Origin of the sequence: Mesorhizobium sp. M8A.F.Ca.ET.181.01.1.1, assembly GCF_004792025.1 — a bacterium.
In the GTDB taxonomy this organism is placed as follows: domain Bacteria; phylum Pseudomonadota; class Alphaproteobacteria; order Rhizobiales; family Rhizobiaceae; genus Mesorhizobium.
Genome location: NZ_SRTV01000011.1, coordinates 68,629 through 87,929, shown reverse-complemented (window position 1 = coordinate 87,929; position 19,301 = coordinate 68,629). Strand labels below are relative to the sequence as shown.

19 protein-coding genes and 1 tRNA gene are annotated in these 19,301 nt (G+C 64.2%); 8 read left to right on the top strand and 12 right to left on the bottom strand.

All coding sequences use genetic code 11. The annotated features are described in order from the left end of the window. Position 1: 1 nt before the first annotated feature. Both aroB and EN824_RS29260 read right to left on the bottom strand, forming a co-directional pair. On the bottom strand, positions 2-1,138 hold the full coding sequence (gene aroB / locus EN824_RS29265) for a 3-dehydroquinate synthase (RefSeq protein WP_135932981.1): 1,137 nt from the start codon (positions 1,136-1,138) through the stop codon (positions 2-4). Next, positions 1,135-1,746: a shikimate kinase gene (locus EN824_RS29260; RefSeq protein ID WP_135929473.1), complete on the bottom strand. Its 612-nt coding sequence runs from the start codon at positions 1,744-1,746 to the stop codon at positions 1,135-1,137. The genes aroB and EN824_RS29260 overlap by 4 nt, the downstream gene beginning before the upstream one ends. A gap of 211 nt (positions 1,747-1,957) precedes the next feature. Here EN824_RS29260 and EN824_RS29255 point away from each other — a divergent pair, with 211 nt between their 5' ends. The 5 genes from EN824_RS29255 to EN824_RS29230 all read left to right on the top strand — a co-directional run bounded on the left by EN824_RS29255 (position 1,958) and on the right by EN824_RS29230 (position 6,329). Further along, positions 1,958-2,110 carry a hypothetical protein gene (locus EN824_RS29255; protein ID WP_015315495.1) on the top strand — a complete coding sequence of 51 codons (153 nt, stop codon included), beginning with the start codon at positions 1,958-1,960 and terminating at the stop codon, positions 2,108-2,110. Positions 2,111-2,145: 35 nt separating this feature from the next. Beyond that, entirely contained in the window at positions 2,146-3,063 is a 918-nt protein-coding gene (locus tag EN824_RS29250) for a site-specific tyrosine recombinase XerD (protein WP_135932980.1), read from the top strand. 98 nt (positions 3,064-3,161) lie between these two features. Beyond that, entirely contained in the window at positions 3,162-4,112 is a 951-nt protein-coding gene (locus tag EN824_RS29245) for an acetyl-CoA carboxylase carboxyltransferase subunit alpha (RefSeq protein ID WP_127872194.1), read from the top strand. Positions 4,113-4,761: 649 nt separating this feature from the next. After that, positions 4,762-6,090, top strand: a complete 1,329-nt coding sequence (locus EN824_RS29235; protein ID WP_135883507.1) for a murein L,D-transpeptidase family protein — start codon at positions 4,762-4,764, stop codon at positions 6,088-6,090. Between the two features lie 5 nt (positions 6,091-6,095). Beyond that, complete coding sequence (locus EN824_RS29230; RefSeq protein WP_167531493.1) at positions 6,096-6,329, top strand: sulfurtransferase TusA family protein; 234 nt, start codon at positions 6,096-6,098, stop codon at positions 6,327-6,329. Between the two features lie 9 nt (positions 6,330-6,338). On the opposite strand, the gene EN824_RS29225 is transcribed toward EN824_RS29230, so the two are convergent. Both EN824_RS29225 and EN824_RS29220 read right to left on the bottom strand, forming a co-directional pair. Further along, positions 6,339-7,451 (bottom strand): GTP-binding protein, encoded by a 1,113-nt coding sequence (locus EN824_RS29225; protein ID WP_135932979.1) that lies wholly within the window; start codon positions 7,449-7,451, stop codon positions 6,339-6,341. 4 nt (positions 7,452-7,455) lie between these two features. Further along, entirely contained in the window at positions 7,456-8,622 is a 1,167-nt protein-coding gene (locus EN824_RS29220) for a D-alanyl-D-alanine carboxypeptidase family protein (RefSeq protein ID WP_127279581.1), read from the bottom strand. Between the two features lie 215 nt (positions 8,623-8,837). Between EN824_RS29220 and EN824_RS29215 the strand changes: the two genes are divergently transcribed. Continuing rightward, on the top strand, positions 8,838-10,001 hold the full coding sequence (locus EN824_RS29215; protein ID WP_127872191.1) for a M20 aminoacylase family protein: 1,164 nt from the start codon (positions 8,838-8,840) through the stop codon (positions 9,999-10,001). 80 nt (positions 10,002-10,081) lie between these two features. After that, positions 10,082-10,158: transfer RNA gene (locus tag EN824_RS29210), tRNA-Arg, on the top strand. A gap of 83 nt (positions 10,159-10,241) precedes the next feature. Here EN824_RS29210 and EN824_RS29205 read toward each other — a convergent pair. The 8 genes from EN824_RS29205 to EN824_RS29170 all read right to left on the bottom strand — a co-directional run bounded on the left by EN824_RS29205 (position 10,242) and on the right by EN824_RS29170 (position 18,076). Then, positions 10,242-10,712: a hypothetical protein gene (locus tag EN824_RS29205; protein ID WP_245511775.1), complete on the bottom strand. Its 471-nt coding sequence runs from the start codon at positions 10,710-10,712 to the stop codon at positions 10,242-10,244. 198 nt (positions 10,713-10,910) lie between these two features. After that, positions 10,911-11,264: a cupin domain-containing protein gene (locus EN824_RS29200; protein WP_127279584.1), complete on the bottom strand. Its 354-nt coding sequence runs from the start codon at positions 11,262-11,264 to the stop codon at positions 10,911-10,913. A gap of 134 nt (positions 11,265-11,398) precedes the next feature. Next, positions 11,399-12,292 (bottom strand): sugar phosphate isomerase/epimerase, encoded by an 894-nt coding sequence (locus tag EN824_RS29195; RefSeq protein WP_135932978.1) that lies wholly within the window; start codon positions 12,290-12,292, stop codon positions 11,399-11,401. A 71-nt stretch (positions 12,293-12,363) separates the two neighbouring features. Continuing rightward, complete coding sequence (locus EN824_RS29190; RefSeq protein ID WP_127872188.1) at positions 12,364-13,302, bottom strand: ABC transporter substrate-binding protein; 939 nt, start codon at positions 13,300-13,302, stop codon at positions 12,364-12,366. Between the two features lie 79 nt (positions 13,303-13,381). Continuing rightward, positions 13,382-14,380 carry a ribose ABC transporter permease gene (locus EN824_RS29185; RefSeq protein ID WP_135932977.1) on the bottom strand — a complete coding sequence of 333 codons (999 nt, stop codon included), beginning with the start codon at positions 14,378-14,380 and terminating at the stop codon, positions 13,382-13,384. Next, a complete protein-coding gene (locus tag EN824_RS29180) occupies positions 14,377-15,921 on the bottom strand; it encodes a sugar ABC transporter ATP-binding protein (protein ID WP_135932976.1) in 1,545 nt (514 codons plus the stop codon). The genes EN824_RS29185 and EN824_RS29180 overlap by 4 nt, the downstream gene beginning before the upstream one ends. Further along, positions 15,918-17,297, bottom strand: coding sequence for a carbohydrate kinase (locus tag EN824_RS29175; RefSeq protein WP_135932975.1), 1,380 nt, complete (start codon positions 17,295-17,297; stop codon positions 15,918-15,920). The genes EN824_RS29180 and EN824_RS29175 overlap by 4 nt, the downstream gene beginning before the upstream one ends. Next, on the bottom strand, positions 17,294-18,076 hold the full coding sequence (locus EN824_RS29170; RefSeq protein WP_127279097.1) for a DeoR/GlpR family DNA-binding transcription regulator: 783 nt from the start codon (positions 18,074-18,076) through the stop codon (positions 17,294-17,296). The genes EN824_RS29175 and EN824_RS29170 overlap by 4 nt, the downstream gene beginning before the upstream one ends. Before the next feature lie 180 nt (positions 18,077-18,256). Here EN824_RS29170 and EN824_RS29165 point away from each other — a divergent pair, with 180 nt between their 5' ends. After that, positions 18,257-19,297 (top strand): class II aldolase/adducin family protein, encoded by a 1,041-nt coding sequence (locus EN824_RS29165; protein WP_135867576.1) that lies wholly within the window; start codon positions 18,257-18,259, stop codon positions 19,295-19,297. The last annotated feature ends 4 nt before the right edge of the window (positions 19,298-19,301 follow it).

Here is a 19,301-nt window from a genome sequence, read left to right as displayed (position 1 = left end):
CTCAGCCGGCTTTCCGGCTGGCTGGATGGCTTTCCCTGAGGAACGACAGCACTTCCGAGGCTGGTACATCCTTGGCGATGAAGGCCTGGCCGATGCCGCGCGTCAGAATGAAGGTCAGCGCGCCGCGCGACACCTTCTTGTCCTGCGTGATGAATGAAAGCAGGGTATCCGCATCGGGCAAATCGCCCGGGATATCGGCCATCCGCCACGGCAGCCCGATGGCACGCAGATGCGCCTCGACGCGGGCCGCATCGTCGGGGCTGGCGAGATTGAGCCGCGACGAGAACCGGTGCGCCAGCGCCATGCCGATGGCGACCCCCTCGCCATGGACAAGCCGAGCGCCGTCATACTGCGTGGCGGCTTCGAGCGCGTGTCCGAATGTGTGGCCGAGATTGAGCAGGGCGCGGTCGCCCGTTTCGAACTCGTCGCGGGCAACGACGTCGGCCTTGGCGCGGCAGGCCTCGGCAATGGCTTCGGCCCGCTCCGGTCCGCCGCCAAACACCTTTTCCCAGTTCGCTTCCAGCCAGGCGAAGAATTCCGGCCGGTCGATCAGCCCGTATTTGGCAAGCTCGGCATAGCCGGCGCGGAATTCGCGGATCGGCAGCGTGTCGAGCACTTCGGTGTCGGCCAGCACCAGCCTGGGCTGGAGGAAGACGCCGACGAGGTTCTTGCCGCGCGGGCTGTTGATGCCGGTCTTGCCGCCGACCGAGGAATCGACCTGCGCCAGCAGCGAGGTCGGAACCTGCACGAAATTCATGCCGCGCCGCACGATGCCGGCGGCAAAACCGGTGAGATCGCCTATGACGCCGCCGCCAAGCGCGATGACGACGTCGCCGCGCTCCAGCCTGGCGGCCAGGACGCCATCGACCACCTCTTCGAGATGGGCAAAGCTCTTGGTCTTCTCGCCGGGCGGCATCGTGATGACGGTGGGCTGGATGCCACCCTTCTCGAGCCCGGCCTTCAGCGTATCGAGATGCGCCGCGGCGACGTTCTCGTCGGTTACGACGGCGGCGCGTGTGCCCGGCAGCCGGCGCGAAATCTCAGCACCGGCGCGCGACAGCAGGCCGGCGCCGATCAATATGTCGTAGGCCCGGTCACCGAGACCGACTTCGACGATGACAGGCTGATCCGCGCTCATGATTCGACCTCGCCCGTCGCTTCCATCGTATCGATGCCGAAATGCCGGCAAAGCGCCTCAAGCACCTCGGCGGCGATGATCTCCTTGCGGTCGTCGCGGGTCGGCACGGTGACGTCGGAAGTGGCATAGACCGGATAGCGTTCCCCGATCAGCCGCTCCAGCACGGCGCGGGGATCGGCGCTTTTCAAAAGCGGCCGGTTCTGCTTCTTGGAAACGCGGTCCATCAGAAGGTCGAGCTCGGCCTTCAGCCACACCGAGACCCCGTGCGCGGCGATGGCCTCGCGCGTCTGCGCATTCATGAAGGCGCCGCCGCCGGTCGACAGAACCTGCGGACCGTTTTCAAGCACGCGCAGGATGACACGCTGCTCCAAGGCCCTGAACTCGGTTTCGCCATAGCGCTCGAACAGCTCCGGAACGGTCATCCGCGACACGCTCTCGATCTCCTGGTCGCTGTCGATGAAGGGCAGCGAAAGCATCGTCGACACCTTGCGGCCGATCGCCGTCTTGCCGGCGCCCATCAGGCCGACAAAGACAATGGACCGGCCGCCCAGCCGGCCAAGCAGCGCGGCATGGGTCTCGCCTGGAGGATTTGCCTGTAGCGCGTTCATCAGCTGTTTCTTGGGCCCTCTTTGCCGGCGTATCGACATGAAAAGCCGGTTTGCGTCAAGCGTGCCGAGTGCCGTGGGCTCGATATGGACAGAGGGGCGCTCGCATCAGAAGTTGCTAACACGCCCCCGCTTCCTCCTTGAATTGGCCGGATTGGCGTCCCATAAGGGCACAGGGTTTGGAAACGCAGAACAAAAAGACGGGCGAGAATTGATGCCGACACTGTTTCGCTTTGTCGTGACCCTCGCGATTCTGGCCGGCATTGCCTATGGTACGATGTTCGCGCTGGTGATGTTCGTCGAGCCGAAAAAAGCGGAAATGAGCGTGCGTATTCCGCCGGAAAAGCTCAATCCCAAGAAGAACTGAACCACACCGAAACTGTCTCGGAACGCCTCAAGGAAATGAACAGCGCCGCCCGTATCGAGGCCTTCCTGGAAATGATGAGCGCCGAGCGGGGAGCGGCCGAGAACACGCTTTCCTCCTATCGCCGCGATCTGGAGGATGCCTCGCAAGAAATCGATGGCGGGCTTGCCGGTGCGGCTACCGCAGATATCCGCGCCTATCTTGACGACATTGCCGCGCGCGGCTTCGCGCCGACCTCGCAGGCGCGCAAACTGTCGGCGATCCGCCAGTTCTTCAAGTTCCTCTATGCCGAAGGCCTGCGCGCCGACGACCCCACCGGCACGCTGGACAGCCCTAAGAAGGGTCGGCCACTGCCCAAGACGATGAGCGAGGCCGAAACCGGCCGGCTGATCGACCGCGCCGCGCACGAAGCCGGCGATGCCGGGCTCGGTCATGCCGACAGGTTGGCGGCCTTGCGCCTGCATGCGCTGGTCGAAGTGCTCTACGCCACGGGTCTGCGCGTTTCCGAGCTGGTCGGCCTGCCGGTGACGGTGGCGCAGCGCGACGACCGTTTCTTCATGGTGCGCGGCAAGGGCGACAAGGAACGCATGGTGCCGCTGTCGGCCAAGGCGCGCTCGGCGATGCGGAGCTGGCTTGACGCCCGGGCCAAGGTGCCTGCCTTCGGCGACAGCCCGTTCCTGTTTCCGGCGGCATCGGACAGCGGCTATCTCTCGCGCCAGGTCTTTGCCCGTGACCTGAAAGGGCTGGCAGCAAGGGCCGGCATCGCCTCGGCGAAAATATCGCCGCATGTGCTGCGCCATGCTTTCGCCAGCCATCTCCTGCAGAACGGCGCCGATCTCAGGGCCGTGCAGCAACTGCTTGGCCACGCCGACATATCGACGACACAGATTTACACCCACGTGCTTGAGGAGCGGCTGGTGCGGCTGGTCAACGATCATCATCCGCTTGCCGACTAGGCCTCATATCGCTATGTGAGGACGACATTTCACCGCCCGGAGCCTTGGTTTCAACGGTTCCGCAGTCCTTGCCTTCCGACGCATCGGTCCGCTCAAGCATGTACAATTACCTCGATTTCGAAAAGCCGGTGCAGGATCTTGAGCTCAAGATCCTCGAGCTCAAGAAGCTTGCCGAGAACGGCGAGGCGGTCGATGTCGCCGACGAGATCACCAGGCTCGAGAAGCGTTCGCGCGACGCGCTGCGCGAACTCTACAAGGCACTGACGCCATGGCAGAAGGTTCAGGTGGCGCGCCATTCCGACAGGCCGCACTGCGTCGACTACATCAAGGGTCTGTTCAGCGACTTCACGCCGCTCGCCGGCGACCGCAATTTCGGCGAGGACCAGGCGATCGTCGGCGGCTTTGCCCGTTTCCGCGGCGAACCTGTCGCCATCCTCGGCCAGGAAAAGGGCTCGGACACGGCGAGCCGGCTGAAGCACAATTTCGGCTCGGTGCGTCCTGAAGGGTATCGCAAGGCGGTGCGGCTGATGGAACTTGCCGACCGCTTCAAGATTCCACTGCTGACGCTGGTCGACACGGCCGGCGCCTATCCCGGCGTCGGCGCCGAGGAGCGCGGCCAGGCCGAAGCCATCGCCCGCTCGACCTCGGCCTGCCTTGGCCTGAAAGTGCCGTCGATCTCGGTCGTCATCGGCGAAGGCGGTTCGGGCGGCGCCATCGCGATCGCCACCGCCAACCGCGTCTACATGCTCGAACACGCCATCTATTCGGTGATTTCGCCCGAGGGTGCCGCCTCCATCCTGTGGCGCGACACGACGCGCTCCAAGGACGCGGCGACCAACATGAAGATCACCGCGCAGGATCTTCTCGAACTGAAGATCATCGACGCCATCATCCCCGAGCCGATGGGCGGCGCCCAGCGCGCGCCCGAAACGGTGATAGCCGCGACCGGCGACCTCATCGCCAAGACGATGAAGGAATTCGCCGGCGCCAACACCGATTTCCGTGAACAACGCCGCGAGAAATACCTGGCGATGGGCCGCAGCCTCTAGAGTAATTCCAGGAAAAGTGCGTAGCGGTTTTCCCGGGAGAAGCGCCTAGCGCTTCCCCTTGGGAATTGCGTAAAAACAAGAAGTTAGAGCGGGTCAGAGATTCCATCAAACTCTGAACCGCTCTTAGAGCATGATGCCGAAAAGTGTGAAGCGGTTTTCGCCGCTGTCTTCGGCGGGTTCAAACCAGACTATCCCGTGATCTGGGGCCGGGTCGCCATGGACACTTTACATTAACCGCTGCTAATAAAGCTTTTCGCTTTCGGAGGGCTTGGGATGAAGAAATACGAGAAACCTGCGCTGGTCAAAGCGGCTCGCCTGCAAGCACTGAGGGCTCAGCAGGCGATCTCCCTGCCAGAGGACAATAGCAGTGGCTCCGGTACCGGCATTAACTAGAGCCCGCCAAATCCGGATCCGTCAAACGTCTGTTCGCCCTGGAATTGCCCTGGCCACCGCACGGCAAAGTGGCGGCGGGCACGATTCCGCCACAAAAATGCCGCCGCATTCGAGTCTATGAAAATGCCGCCAGGTGTCGGCTGACGCTTGCGGTAAGGAATTTTCAAGGTTAACGGGCTTACGGTCCGTCGGTGTTCAGCATACGGGTCCAGCCGCTTTGAGGCCATGGACCGAGGAAAAAGACATAGCCGTATCCATGTTTGCCAAGTTTGCCCGCACCGGAGTCCTCATTGCCTCGATAGTCGTTGCCGGCTGCAATGATTCGTCGATGAAGGATTTTGCCCCGGAAGCCAACAAGCCGCTGCCCGACAAGATCCTGGCCGACATGAAGGCCAAGGGCATGATCCGCACCTCCTCGGTGATGGCCCGTATCTTCAAGGAAGAAGGCAAGCTCGAAATCTGGAAGGCCAAGACCAACGGCCGCTACGACATGGTGGCGAGCTACGATATCTGCAAATGGTCGGGCAAGCTCGGGCCGAAATACACCGAGGGCGACCGCCAGGCGCCGGAAGGGTTCTATACGGTGCGGCCATCGCAGATGAACCCGCGCTCGAACTACCATCTGTCCTTCAACATCGGCTTCCCCAACGCCTATGACCGTGCCAATGGCCGCACGGGTCAGAACCTCATGGTGCATGGCGCCTGCTCGTCGTCGGGCTGCTATTCGATGACCGACGCACAGATCGAGCAGATCTATGCCTTCGGCCGCGACGCCTTTCAGGGTGGCCAGACCGAGTTCCAGATCCAGGCTTTTCCGTTCCGCATGACCGCGGCCAACATGGCGCGCTACCGCAACGATCCGAACTATGAGTTCTGGAAGATGCTGAAGGTCGGCTACGACAATTTCGAAGTCACCAAGGTGCCGCCGAAGGTCGACGTCTGCGAGAAGCGCTACGTCTTCAACCAGGTTGCCGCCGACGGCCAGACCTTCGATCCGACCGGCGCCTGCCCGGCGACCACGCAGCCGGATTCCTTGAAGAGCGCCTACAACGCCTATCAGAGCACTTACGATGCAGCGTTCAACGGCGCGCTCAAGGCTAGCGTGCCGCCGCCGAAGCCAACCATCGCCGGTATCAAGGAAGCCAGCATCGTCTCCGACTGGTCGAAGCGCCGGGCGCGCGGCGAACGCGTGCCGATCGATCCGCCTTCGCTCAACACCGACGGTTCGGTGACCGAGACGGCGCGCATGGGCCGCATCGATTCGCCCGCCGGCCGCAAGATGGCGGCGCTCGACGCGGAAAAAGCGGCCAAGAAGAAGGCCGAGGAGCAGAGGCTGGCAGCCATTGAGGCCGCCAAACAGGCCAAGGAAGCCGCCAAGGCGCAGGCGTTGGCAGAAAAGGAAGCCGCCAAGGCGCAAGCCGTGGCTGCAAAGGAAGCGGCCAAGGCCGCCAAGGAAGCTCCCGTCGCCACCGCGACCATTGCTGCTCCGACGGAAGCCCAGCCGGCCGAAACGCAGGCCGCCAGCGCGGACGAGAGCCGGGTGACGAAGCTGAAGAACAAGCTGCTCGGCATGTTCGGCGGCTGATCGCCGTGGCCAGCGACACCGTCTATGATCTGAAGGGGCTGAATTGCCCTCTGCCCGTTCTGAAGGCGAAGAAGCGGCTGGCCGGCATGCAGCCGGGCAGCCGGCTCTGGCTGGAAACCACCGACCCGCTGGCCGTCATCGACATCCCCGCCTTCTGCTCGGATGCCGGCCACCAGCTGATTGAAACAGCGTCGGTTTCAGGCGGCCATCGCTTTCTGGTCGAGCGCGGCGAGCAATAATCGAAAGATTTACAGTCCGGCGATCGCCAACGGGTTGTTTTCCAGCGCCGCGCGGTCGGGCGTATCGACCGACGGCCGGTTGGTGAAGGCGGCGAACAGCCGGCGCACATAGTCTTCCGGCATGTCGAGCGTGATCAGAACCAGCCGCGTGCCACGCTGGCTGTCCGGCCAGGATGGCAACCGCACCGGCGGATGCAGGATCTTCTGCACGCCATGCACGACCAAAGGCCGCGACGGATCCTCCTGCAATTGGATGATGCCCTTCATCCGCAGCAGGTGCTCGCCGTGCGTCGAACGCAGGAGATCGAGAAACATCTCGATGGCTGAAAACGGCACCGGCCCGTCATGCACCAGCGAATGGGTTTTTACGCGCTGATCGTGGCGATGGGCATGGGCATGGGCATGCTCGTGATTATCATGGCCATGATGGTCAACATGGTCGTGATGCGCAGCCTCTTCACCAAGCCAGCGCCGCACGTCGGCGGACTTGGTGGCAGGATTGTAGAGGCCGCAGTCGAACAGCGCCGCCACGCCGGTCTTCGTCTCCCCGACATCGAGCAGTTGAGCTCCGGGATTGATCTGGCGCAAGCGCGCCCGCAGCGTTTCGAGATCGCCGGGATCAGCGACCAGATCGGCCTTGGAGAGCACGATACGGTCGGCCACCGCAACCTGCTTGACCGCCTCGACATGCGCATCGAGTGTCGCCCCACCGTTGACCGCATCGACCAGGGTGATGACGCCGTCGAGCCGAAAAGCCTGGACCAGCGCCGGATGGGCCATGATCGACTGCAGCACCGGCGCCGGGTCGGCCAGTCCCGTGGTCTCGACGATGACGCGGGCAAGCCGGGCAATACGGCCGGTCTGCAGCCGGTCGACCAGGTCGGCCAGCGTATCGACAAGTTCGCCGCGCACCGTGCAGCACAGGCAGCCGTCGGAAAGCTGGATGATGCCGTCGGAGGCCTGCTCGACCAGCAGGTGGTCGATCGCCACCTCGCCATACTCGTTGATGATGACCGCGGTGTCGGCCAAGGCCGGATCCTTCAGGAGCCGGTTGAGCAATGTCGTCTTGCCGGCGCCGAGAAAGCCGGTCAGCACCGAGACGGGTATCGGGAAACCGCTCATCGGGTTAATTCGCGGCTTTGGTCGGCTGGTCGCCTTGCGCGGCGGCACCCACGACTTTCGGACCGGTGCCGGCCGGTACGGGTTTGTCGGGCCGCCAAGGCGGAATCGGCACGTCGGCATATTCCTGCGCGCCCTCGTCGAGGATCGCTTTCGGCGCCGGACCGGTGGCGCCGCCGAGGCCGACGGCAACCAGTGTCGGCACATGGTCGAGCTTCTCCCGATAGGGCGATTTCGGCACGTCCTTGGCGGCGACGGCTGGCGGCGCCTCGGACTGCTCCGCCTTCGTCTTCTTCTTGCAGACCTCGTCATGCATGTCGTTGGGCGAGATCAGATCGCCGTAGGGCGCCAGCGTGGTGACGGTGGTCGACCCGGCGGCAGGCGCGTCAAAGCCTTGATCGAGCAGTTTGGCCGCGGTTTCGGCACGGCTGATCGCCGACTTCTCGCCAAGCACCACCGCCACCAGCGTACGCCCGTTGCGGGTCGCCGAACCGATCATGTTGAAGCCGGACGGGCAGACAAAGCCGGTCTTCATGCCGTCGGCGCCGGGATAGCGGCCGATCAGGAGATTGTAGTTGGAAATGGCCTTCTTGCCGACCGCGAGCCCCTCGATCGAGAACCACGGCGCATATTGCGGAAACTCGCGGCGGATCGCCATCACCAGGATCGAGAGATCGCGCGCCGTCGTATACTGGTCGGGCGAGTAAAGCCCGTTCGGGTTGACGAAATGGGTGCCGTTCATGCCGAGCCGGGCCGCCTCGGCGTTCATCCTTTCGGCAAAGGCTGCCTGCGAGCCGCCGACATTCTCGCCGACCGCCATGGCGATGTCATTGGCCGATTTGACCAGCATCATCTTCAGCGCATTGTCGAGCCGCATCACCGAGCCGGGCTTGAAACCCATCTTGCTCGGCGGTTCGCCGGCGGAATGTTTGGTCACCTTGATCGGCGAATCGAGCTGGACTTCCCCGGCCGCGATCGCCCTGAAGGTCACATAGGCGGTCATCAGCTTGCTGAGCGAGGCTGGATACCAGCGCTTGAACGCATCCTGATGCTGCAGGATCTGGCCGCTCTTGAGGTCGAAGACCACCACCGGATTGGCCAGCGCCGGCCCAGCCAGGACCGACAGCATGATTGCGCCAGCCGGGAATAGTTTGAGGAAATGCCTGTGCCGCATGATCGAATCCGAAATCGCCTCTTGCCCTGATTGCCCCTGGCTCCGTAAGATTTCGTTACGTGACCGCCAGCATAAGGATCCGACCCTCAAAAACCGGACCGCATTATTGCGGTGCTATTTACCCTATGTGACGCCAACATGGCAAAGCGCCTGACAATCACAATTCCAAAACATCGGGCTGAAGCCGGCTGCACCAACAACGAAATGGAACCATCATGCCAATCCTGAACCGCGCCGCCGAAATGCAGGACGAAGTCGCCGGATGGCGACAGCATCTGCACCAAACGCCAGAACTGAACTTCGATGTCTTCAAGACGGCGGCCTTCGTCACCGAAAAGCTGAAAGAGTTTGGCTGCGACGATGTGGTGACCGGCCTCGGCAAGACGGGCGTCGTCGGCATCATCCGCGGCCGTCAGGGGGAAGGCCCCACAATCGGGTTGCGCGCCGACATGGACGCCCTGCCGCTCAAGGAGATCACCGGCAAGCCCTACGCGTCGACCGTTCCGGGCAAGATGCATGCCTGCGGCCATGACGGCCACACCGCGATGCTGCTCGGTGCGGCGAAATATCTCGCCGAGACGCGCAATTTCACGGGCTCCGTGGCGGTCATCTTCCAGCCGGCGGAAGAAGGCGGTGGCGGCGGCAACGAGATGGTCAAGGACGGCATGATGGAGCGTTTCGATATCGCCAAAGTGTTCGGCATGCACAACATGCCCGGCCTGCCGGTCGGCCAGTTCGCCATCCGTCCAGGCCCGATCATGGCGGCGACCGCCGAATTCACCATCACCGTGAAAGGCCGGGGCGGCCATGCGGCGATGCCGCACGGCACGATCGACCCGATCGTCATCACCAGCCAGCTGGTCGGCGCCTTGCAGACGATCGCCTCGCGCAGCACCGATCCAGTCGAGGCCGTGGTGGTGTCGGTGACCAAGTTCCACGCGGGCGACGCCTACAACATCATCCCGGAATCGGCCGAGATCGCCGGCACGGTGCGCACGCTGAAGAAGGAGGTGGCCAAGAAATCGGAAGAGCGTATCCGCGCGATCTGCGCGGGGCTGGCCACCGCCTATGGCGCGACGATCGAGGTCGACTACGACGCGAATTACCCGGTGACGTTCAACCATGCGGATGAGACGGTGTTCGCCAGCGACGTGGCCGCCGACGTGGCCGGCGATGCCCAGGTGCACCGCGCGATCCAGCCGGTGATGGGCGGCGAGGACTTCTCCTATATGCTGGAAGCCCGGCCCGGAGCCTTCATCTTCATCGGCAATGGCGAGACCGCCGGTCTCCACAACCCGGCCTATGACTTCAACGACGAAGCCATCCCGCACGGCATGAGCTATTGGGTAAAACTGGCGGAGACGGCGCTAGCCGCCTGATGCATGTAAAGCGCCGGCCGAATTGCCTTCGGCCGGCCTCTTGGCGAAACGGTCCGAAGCGGCTATGTGTCGGGCCGCGTGGTCCCGTAGCTCAGTAGGATAGAGCGGCAGATTCCTAATCTGTAGGTCACAGGTTCGATTCCTGTCGGGATCACCAACGAAATCAGAGGGTTGGAATTGATTTTCGCGGTGACCACGTCGCACCGTGTTGCAAACAACCCTCATTGATTGTCAACGACTTCAACCAGTTGCGGCAGGTCCGGGCGACAAGAACGCTTCCTGGGACGGTTCCATCGGCTGGCACAGCGCATAGGCCTTCCCCAGCGCTGCTTCGGCATCCCTGTGCGTTTGCCGTTTCATGATCGCCTCGGCCTTGCCGATGACGCAGTCGAAGTAAGTATCATCGTCATCGGCAAGGGTCGTCTGCGTCATCGCCGCGCTGGCCAGCATGGTGATCGCAACGAGCGTAAGCAGGCGCACCGGCAGCCGAACCTCGGGCTGGCGTGCATCCTGGTTTGCCGCTGTTCTTTCCGGGACGGCCGGCCGACAGATCTCCCTGACGATCAGCATGAAGTAGCCGGCTTGCAGCAGGGTTGCGCTGGCGGCGGCCCATGCAAGGGCGACCCATGGCGAACCCGTCCTGAAATAGGCCGCGAGCGCGACGGACGCCGACGTTGCGGTCATTCCGATGAGAAACTGACGAAAATGCATCGTTGCCAACCGTTGGATGGGGACGGCCTTGTGGCCGCCTCGCCACAGCAGCAAATGCCGTGCCAGACGTGCTGGCCCATTACGATGCATCTGGTCATTGAACGAGGGAACAACCCGTCGAAACCAATGCCGCAAACGAAAATCCCGCCATGGCGAACCATGGCGGGATTTTTCATGCGCGAATGCGATCAGGCCGGCTCAGCCGACCCGGACGACGAAATGCTTGGTCACCGGCTCGATGATCTTCCAGGTGCCCTTGAAATCGGCTTCCACTACGAAGGCGTCGCCGGGGCCCACTTCGATCGGCGTGCCCCCGTCGGGCGTGATGATGATACGGCCGGCGATCATGTGCACGAACTCATAATCGGTGTAGGTCGCATGATAGGTGCCGGGCGACGCCCGCCATGTGCCCGATATCACCTTGCCATCCGCGGTCGTGTGCTGGACGGCGGTCTGCATGGTCGGCTGGCCCTCGACCGCGATCCAGCCAGGCAGATCGCCGGCTTCCGCGTGCTCGACCGCGCCGAATTTGAGAATGGTCTTGTTCGTCATGCCGGGCTCCGTTTGCTTCATATGTTCGAGGTCGGATAGCCGATGCACATGACGGGAGCAATGCCGCGCCATGCGAAACAGGCGCGGCCGCGCATCCGGGCATGCCTTCCGCTGTCCGCGTCGACCTTGAGTTGCTACGGTTTGTGTGGCGCGGAGACGAGTTCAGCCTTGCGTTGCGCCGTCTCCATTCCGAGGCCGATGAAGGCGCGCGCGTGTTTGGCGAGCGCCATATTGTCGGTCCACAGATTGCGCCAGATTGCGGTCTTCTTCGACAGGTTCTCGTCGACGATCTCCGAGGAGAAGGATTCGAAGCTGAGATCGTCGGCGTAGCCGATTGCGGTCAGCGCATCGAAAATCGCCGCGAAGTCGATATTGCCGGTGCCGAGGAAGCCGCGATGGCTTTCGCCGATATGGACATAGCCGATCTTGGCTGCCGCGTGACGGATGGCGAGCCCGAGATCGGCCTCCTCGATGTTCATATGGAAGGTGTCGAGATGCAGGAAGATGTTGTCCGACCCGGTGTCCTTGATGAACGCCAGGCCCTGCGCGGCGGTGTTGAGCAGATTGCTTTCGAAGCGGTTGACGATTTCCAGGTTGAGCGTGACGCCGGCCGCCTTCGCCGTCTCGGCAACCTTGGCCAGCGCCGCGGCGCTGCGGTTCCATTGATCGCGTGTCGGCGCCTCGACCTGCAGCCCATGGCTGGCCGACAGAATGCCGGCGACCTTGCCGCCGCCAAGGTCGCGCGTCAACGCGATGGTCTGGTTGAGGATCTCGACGCCGCGCGCGGCGATCGCCTTGTCGGCGCTCGATATGTCGCCATCACCAGGCAACCCGATGCTGATCGCCACGCCGAGATCAAGATCGGCGATGCGTTTGGCAAGCCCGCCAATATCGACGTCGGCGGGGTCGAGATAGGAGAATTCTATCAGGTCGAAACCGGCCTCCTTGGTATTGGCCAGCGTGCGTTCGAGTTCGTGCTGCGCCGAGCCTGCCGACCAGACGAAAGAATGGATTCCGATGCGCGACATGATCGTCTCCGGCATTGAGGTGGGAGAATGGGTGCGGCCGGATCGCGCCGGCCGCACCAGCCTTGGGAGGCTTAGCGGGCCGCGGTCCAGCCCTTGTAGTCCTTCAGGTTCTCGGCCGTGATCAGCTTCGGGTCGAGCAGCACGGTGGCCTCCGCCGGCTTCTTGCCAGCCAGCAGATCGGCCGCCATGGTCAGCGACTGGCCGGCCATCACATAGGGATCCTGTGAGGCCGAAGCCTTGATCATCGATTTGCCGGAAGAAAGTTCCTTCTCGATATCCGGCGCGCCGTCGACCGCGGTGAAGATGAACTCCGAACGATTGAGCTGCTTGGCGGCGAGCTCGGCGCCGATCGCCGTCGGATCGTTGATGGCGAACACCGCGTCGATCTTGTCGAAACGGGTCAGCAGCGACTGGAACACTTTCAGGCCGCCGTCGCGCGAACCTTCGGCGTTCTGGTCGTCGGACAGGATCTTGATGTCGGGATGCTGGGCAAGCACGTTCTTGCAGCCCTTCACACGTTCCAGGATCGACGACGACGCCGGTCCATTGAGGATGACGTAGTCGCCCTTGCCGCCCGTGTGGTCTACCAGGTACTGGCAGGCTTCCTCGCCGGCCTTGACGTTGTTGGTCATCACGGTGACATCGGCGCCCGGCGCCGAAACGTCGAAGGCGGCGACGATGATGCCGGCGGCCTGCGCCTTCTTCACAGCCGGTGCGATCGCCTTGGCATCGACCGCGTTGAGCATGATCACGTCGACGCCGGCGGCGATGAAGGAATCGACCTGCGAGACCTGCTTGTTGAGGTCGTAGTCGGCCGATACCGATGTCACCTCGACCTTCGGATTGATCTTCTTGGCCGCATCCTCGATGCCCTTGATGGTGGCGACGAAGAACGGGTTGCCGAGCAGGCCGACCGAGATACCGACCTTGTTGAGGTCCTTGGCCGATGCCGGCGCGATGGCGACGGCCGCGAAAGCGGCGCCGCAGAGCAGTCTGGTGATGATCTTCATTACGCTTACTTCCTCCGATGCACCGCGCCTCTCACGGTGCGTTGCACGAGCCGGTCGTTGATGCCGGCGACCAGGTCACTCACGTTCTTGCCCCTGCCTGGAGCCGGTAGCGGTCGAGGGCGACCGCCACGATGATGACCAATCCCTTGATGATGTACTGCCAGATGTCCGAGACACCGGCCAAGATGAGCCCGTTGGAGAGCACCGCGATGATCAGCCCGCCGATCAGCGTGCCCCAGATCGAGCCGACGCCGCCGACGAAACTGGTGCCGCCGAGGATGACGGCGGCGATGGCGTCGAGTTCATAGCTTTGTCCGAGTTGCAGGCCGTTGGCGGCGTAGAGCCGGGCCGCCGACATAGCGCCGCCAAGGCCGGCGAGCAGACCGGAAACGCCATAGACGAAGAGCAGCACCAGCGGCACCTTGATGCCGGTCAGCCGCGCAGCCTCGGCATTGCCGCCGACGGCGTAGATCCAGGTGCCGAGCACGGTGCGTTTGAGCACCAGCCAGGACAGCACCACCACCGACAGCGCGATGATGACCAGCCAGGGGATACCGAGCACCGAACCGTTGCCGATGAAGTCGAACGGCAGGTCGGAGTTGAACACCGTCGTGTCCTGCCCGAGCAGGCGGGCAACGCCGCGCACGGCGGTCAGCGAACCGAGCGTCACGATGAACGGCGGCAGCCTGATATAGGCGACCAGCAACCCGTTGATGAGCCCGAAGCCAAGGCCGACCAGGATGGCCGCCGGCACGCCGAGCAGGCCCCAGTCCGGCACCAGCGACACCAGCACCGCCACCATCGCGGAGGCGGCAAGGATGGAGCCGACCGACAGGTCGATGCCGCCGGTCAGGATGACGAAGGTCATGCCGGCGGCAAGCACGATGTTGATCGACGATTGCTGCGTGACGATCAGCAGGTTGGTGCCGGTCAGAAAGCGCGGATTGATGAACTGGAAGCCAGCGGCCAGCAGCACCAGCACCGGCAGCATGCCAAGGGCCGCAAGCGCGGTGCGCAGCCGCCGACTCCTGACCGGCGCTTGATCCACACTCTTCGTCCCGGTCGTCCTGTCTGTCATCGCTGAGACGCTCCCGTCGCAAGTTCCATGATCGCTTCCTGACGAAGCGGCTTGCCTTCCGATGCCGTCACCTCGCCAGCGATCGCGCCATCGCGCATCACCAGCACGCGGTCGGCGACGCCGATCACCTCGGGCAATTCGCTGGAGATCATCAGGATGGCGATGCCCTTGTTGGCGAGGTTGTCGATCAGCCGGTAGATTTCCGACTTGGCGCCGACATCGACGCCGCGGGTCGGCTCGTCGAGGATGACGACCTTCGGCTCCGTCTCCAGCAGGCGCGCGAGCAGCACCTTCTGCTGGTTGCCGCCCGACAGCGAGCCGGCATTGGCCTGTGCCGAGCCGGTGCGGATGGAGAGGTCGGCAATGGCCTTCGCCGCTCTCCTGTCGGCGGCGGTGAAATCGCGAAATCCGCCGGCTCGTGCGTCCCTGGCCAGCACGCCCATGCTGATGTTGTCGGAAATCGACATGTCGAGGAACAGGCCGAGTTCCTTGCGGTCCTCGGTAAGGTAGGCGATGCCGGCATCGAGCGCCTCGCGCGGCGAGCCGATGGTCACGGCCTTGCCGTCGAGTTCCATCGTGCCGGCGCTGCGCTTGTCGGCGCCGAAGATCAGCCTGGCAAGCTCCGTGCGGCCCGAGCCGACGAGGCCGGCCAGCGCCAGAACCTCGCCGTGGTGGAGGTCGAACGAACAGTTCTTCAGCAAGTGCGCGTCGGACATGCCGCGCACCGAGAGCGCCACGGCGCGTTTCTCGTCCGGCGGGCGATGATCCTTCTTGTAGAAGGCGGAGAGATCGCGGCCGACCATCATCGACACCAGCCGCGAGGCGTTGAGGTCGGCGCGCTCCAGCGTACCGACATAGCCGCTGTCGCGCAGCACGCTGACGCGGTCGGCGAGTTGGTAGACCTCTTCCATGCGATGGCTGATGTAGATGATGGCGATGCCTTGCGCCTTCAGCGTCGCGATCACCTCGAACAGCCGGTCGGTCTCGCGCGAGGTCAGCGACGTGGTCGGCTCGTCCATGACGATGATGCGCGCATTCGTCGACAGCGCCCGGGCGATCTCGACCAGCTGGCGCTCGCCGAGCGACAGGCTGGAAACCAGGGCACGCGCCGAGAAGGCGACGCCGAGCCGGTCGAGGATCTCGGCGGCGCGCCGGTTGCACTGGTCCCGGTCGACGACGCCGAAGCGCCGCGGCTCGTTGCCGAGGAAGATGTTCTGCGCCACCGTCAGGTTCGGCGCCAGCGACAGCTCCTGGTAGATCACCGCGATGCCGGCCGTGCGAGCCTTGATCGGATCGCCGGTCGCGGCGGGCGCGCCATCGATCAGGATCTCGCCGCCGGGGTCCGGCCGATAGGCGCCCGACAGCACCTTCATCAACGTCGACTTGCCGGCGCCGTTCTCGCCCATCAGCGCGTGCAATTCGCCGGCGTGGACGCTGAGCGAGACGTCCTGCAGGGCGCGGATCGCGCCGAAGGTCTTCGAGATGTGGCGCATCTCCAGCACCGGCTGGCGTGTCGTCTGCATTTGGACTGCCGCGCTCATCGCGCACCACCCGCTGCCTTGGCGGCGGCACCGTGCCCGGCAACGCGGTCGCGCCAGGCCTCGCGATAGCCGGCAAGACCGCCGAATTGCGTCGCCCGCACCGGCTCCGGCGGCTCGGCGGCGAAGTCGCGTCCCACGCTCTCGAAGGCGAGCGCCGCGGCACCGGTGGCGCTGCCTTCCAACGAGGCGCCTTGCAGGAAGGTCTGGCCGGGGCGCAGCTGCGCCAGCAGTCCGGCAAGCAGGCCGCCAGTGTTCAGCCCGCCATCGACGATCACCGTGTTATCGGAATGGATGAGATCGAGGCAAAGGTCGACCATCAGCGCAACGTAGAGCAACGCCACCGCCGCGCGTTGCACGGCGCTGGGCGTACCGCCTATGATTTCGCCGCTACGGTCCGATATCGGTCCACCCGGCGCGAAACTCGGCAGTGCCATGAGACCGGCGTCGAGCGCCTGTTGTATCGAGCCATGCGGGATCGCGCCTTGCCAGCCGCCGCTGATGACGGCGAACTCGCGCCCACCCATGAATCGTATGGTCGGCACCGGGCCGCCGTCGACGTCGACATTGACCAGCATGTCGCGCTCGTGGTCGAGCGCCTCGAGCGGACAGTCTGGATTGAGCACGACGACCCAGGTGCCGGTCGAGACGACGGTCAGCGGCCCAAGCCCTTGCCGGCGATAGGCGTACAGCGCCGCATTGGAGTCGTGGACGCCATTGTGGATGGCGATCGATCGCTCGGTATTGCCGAAGCGCTGCTCGCCGATGACGGCGCCGGCACGTTCGAAAGCCGGCATCTGGCCGCGCCAGCCGTCGGCGTCGACCAGCGAGGAGAAATCTCGTTCGCGCGGCGCCCATAAATGCGAATGGCAGCCGAGATAGGAGACTTCCGAGACTGGCCTGCCGCCGAGGCGCCAGCTCCAGTACTGGGGATAGCCCAGAATTGATGTCGCGTTCGAAAACGCGTCGGGATCGACCTGCTGCAGCCACAGCATATGACGGCCATAGTTGAAGCCGAGCGGCAGGCGGGGAGAAAAGGTTTCGGCGAAATCCGGGATGCGGCGGTCGATCCGCACCGCGATTTCGGCCGGCGGCTCCTGCTCGTAGTCGAGGATCGGATGGGTCAGCGCCTTGCCGTCGACAAGGGCGAAGGTGCAACCATGACCCGACACCATCACCCCTTCCACACCATTGTTTTCGACCGCGTCGGTGACGGCGCCGAACGCCCAGTCATGGAGTGCTGCCTCGTCGAGTACGCTGAAGCCGCCTTGTTGCACCCATTTCGGCTGCGTCCGCCGTTCGTCGAGAATGCGCCCGTCCTGGCCGAAGACGAACAGCTTCGAGTTGGTCTTGCCGAAGTCGAGCACCGCCACGTTCACGCGAGGGCTCCCGAGGTCGAAGCGATCCGCACCATGACGCCGGCGTCCTCCAGCATGCGCGCATCGGCATCGGAGAGGCCGTCATCGGTGACCAGCGTGCCGATGCGCGACAGCGGCAGCGCGACATTGCGCGCGTGGATCGACAGTTTGCGGCTGTCGGCCAGCACCACGATCTGATCGGCGCAGAGGCTGAGATCGACGATGGAGCGCACCAGCAGCGGATGCGATTCCAGCAGCCCTTCCTGGTTGAGGCCTTGCGTCCCGAGAAAGAATTTCGAGGCATAGAAGGGCGTCGCCTGGGTCGGTGAATGGATGATGCCGGGCTCGCGGTGCAGGTCACCGCCGGCGACGGTCAGGCTGCAATGGCCATGGTCGCTGAGATAGGCCGCGAGCGGCATCGAATTGGTGTAGAGCCGGATGTTGCGGTCGGCGAGCTTGACGCCGAGATGGAAACAGGTCGAGCCGCCATGGACGATGACCGCATCGCCATCGCGCACCATGGTCGCGGCGGCGGCTGCGATCTGCCGCTTGGCCTCGACGGCAAGGTCACGGTTCTCGTCATAGGGCCGGGCATAGGCGACGCCCGCATGCGAAGCCCCGTCGAGTGCAGAAATGCCGCCATAGACCTTGCGGGCTTCACCGGCCTCGTCGATCCGGTCGATATCGCGCCGGACCGTCGCCGCCGAGACCCCGAGCCGCTCCTGCAGCTCGCGCACGGAGGCGAACGGGCGGTCCCGCAGCAGTTCGACGATCTGACGCTGGCGGCCGAAGTCGCTCAACCCTTCCTCCCTGACGCCATCTCCCACGGCAATTGGTGCAACTTAATCAACACTAGCCGGATTGCAAGCTTGTTTTGATGATAGTAGATCACTGTTGACGCAGATCGCTCATATCTGCGATATCAGCGCCAGCAGCGACCCGGTGACGGGATCGCATGCAAACGTTGGAGGAAAGGCGCCGTGGCAACCCAAGCTGATGCACAGGAACTGGCCGCCTTGCGGGCGCTTTCGGCCAGCATCGGGCTGAACCCGCACATGACGCAGGCGGCGGGCGGCAACACCTCGCTGAAGGCCGGCGACACGCTGTGGATCAAGGCCTCGGGCACCTGGCTGAAGGATGCGCTCAGCGCCGACATCATGGTGCCGGTGGCGATGGCACCGCTGCTCGAGGCCGTCGAACAGCGCGATCCAACCGCCGACAGGCCACAGGCCTTCGCCATCGAAGACCTCAATCCGCGTGGCCTGCGCCCGTCGATCGAGACCACCGTGCATGCCTTGATGCCGCAACGCGTGGTGCTGCATGTCCATTGCGTCGACACGATTTCGCTTGCCGTGCAAGCAGATGGCGAGGCCGAGGTGGCCAGGCGACTGGATGGCATCGAATGGGCCTGGGTGCCCTATTTCCGGCCGGGTCTGCCGCTCGCCCGCGGCATTGCCGCGAAATTGCGGCCCGGGGTCGACGTGCTGATCCTTGGCAATCACGGGCTGGTGGTTGCTGCCGAAACCGTCGCCGAGGCGGAGGCTTTGCTGCACCGCGTCCGGTCGCTGCTGGCGCGGCCGGCGCGCGCCACCGCCCCGCCTGATATCGCCGCCTTGACGGCGCTCGCCGGCGACTACCGATTGCCGGCGGATGTCGAAGCGCATGCGGTCGCGCTCGATTCGGAAAGCCTGGATATGGCCGAGGGCGGCAGCCTTTATCCGGACCACATCATCTTTCTAGGCCAGGGCTCGGTGGTTGCGAGGCCGGGCGAGAACGTGGCCGGCGTCACCGCGCGGCTCGGCGCGGCACCCGTGGCGATCCTGTTTCCCGGCGCCGGCGTGCTGATGCGCGGCGACGCCGGCGCCGGTGCCGACGCCATGCAGCGTTGCCTTGCCGACGTGACCGCGCGCGTCGATGGCAAGGCGCGGCTGAACTATCTCACCGCCGCCGAGAATGACGAACTGGTCAACTGGGACGCCGAGCAGTATCGCCAGAAGCTCAATGCGGCCGGCACGGCCTAGCGAG

Bases quoted from the DNA above. Each gene is read 5' to 3' on its own strand.
- aroB (WP_135932981.1), bottom strand. From the start codon at position 1,138: ATGAGCGCGGATCAGCCTGTCATCGTCGAAGTCGGTCTCGGTGACCGG.
- EN824_RS29260 (WP_135929473.1), bottom strand. From the start codon at position 1,746: ATGAACGCGCTACAGGCAAATCCTCCAGGCGAGACCCATGCCGCGCTG.
- EN824_RS29255 (WP_015315495.1), top strand. From the start codon at position 1,958: ATGCCGACACTGTTTCGCTTTGTCGTGACCCTCGCGATTCTGGCCGGC.
- EN824_RS29250 (WP_135932980.1), top strand. From the start codon at position 2,146: ATGAACAGCGCCGCCCGTATCGAGGCCTTCCTGGAAATGATGAGCGCC.
- EN824_RS29245 (WP_127872194.1), top strand. From the start codon at position 3,162: ATGTACAATTACCTCGATTTCGAAAAGCCGGTGCAGGATCTTGAGCTC.
- EN824_RS29235 (WP_135883507.1), top strand. From the start codon at position 4,762: ATGTTTGCCAAGTTTGCCCGCACCGGAGTCCTCATTGCCTCGATAGTC.
- EN824_RS29225 (WP_135932979.1), bottom strand. From the start codon at position 7,451: ATGAGCGGTTTCCCGATACCCGTCTCGGTGCTGACCGGCTTTCTCGGC.
- EN824_RS29220 (WP_127279581.1), bottom strand. From the start codon at position 8,622: ATGCGGCACAGGCATTTCCTCAAACTATTCCCGGCTGGCGCAATCATG.
- EN824_RS29215 (WP_127872191.1), top strand. From the start codon at position 8,838: ATGCCAATCCTGAACCGCGCCGCCGAAATGCAGGACGAAGTCGCCGGA.
- EN824_RS29205 (WP_245511775.1), bottom strand. From the start codon at position 10,712: ATGCATTTTCGTCAGTTTCTCATCGGAATGACCGCAACGTCGGCGTCC.
- EN824_RS29200 (WP_127279584.1), bottom strand. From the start codon at position 11,264: ATGACGAACAAGACCATTCTCAAATTCGGCGCGGTCGAGCACGCGGAA.
- EN824_RS29195 (WP_135932978.1), bottom strand. From the start codon at position 12,292: ATGTCGCGCATCGGAATCCATTCTTTCGTCTGGTCGGCAGGCTCGGCG.
- EN824_RS29190 (WP_127872188.1), bottom strand. From the start codon at position 13,302: ATGAAGATCATCACCAGACTGCTCTGCGGCGCCGCTTTCGCGGCCGTC.
- EN824_RS29185 (WP_135932977.1), bottom strand. From the start codon at position 14,380: ATGACAGACAGGACGACCGGGACGAAGAGTGTGGATCAAGCGCCGGTC.
- EN824_RS29180 (WP_135932976.1), bottom strand. From the start codon at position 15,921: ATGAGCGCGGCAGTCCAAATGCAGACGACACGCCAGCCGGTGCTGGAG.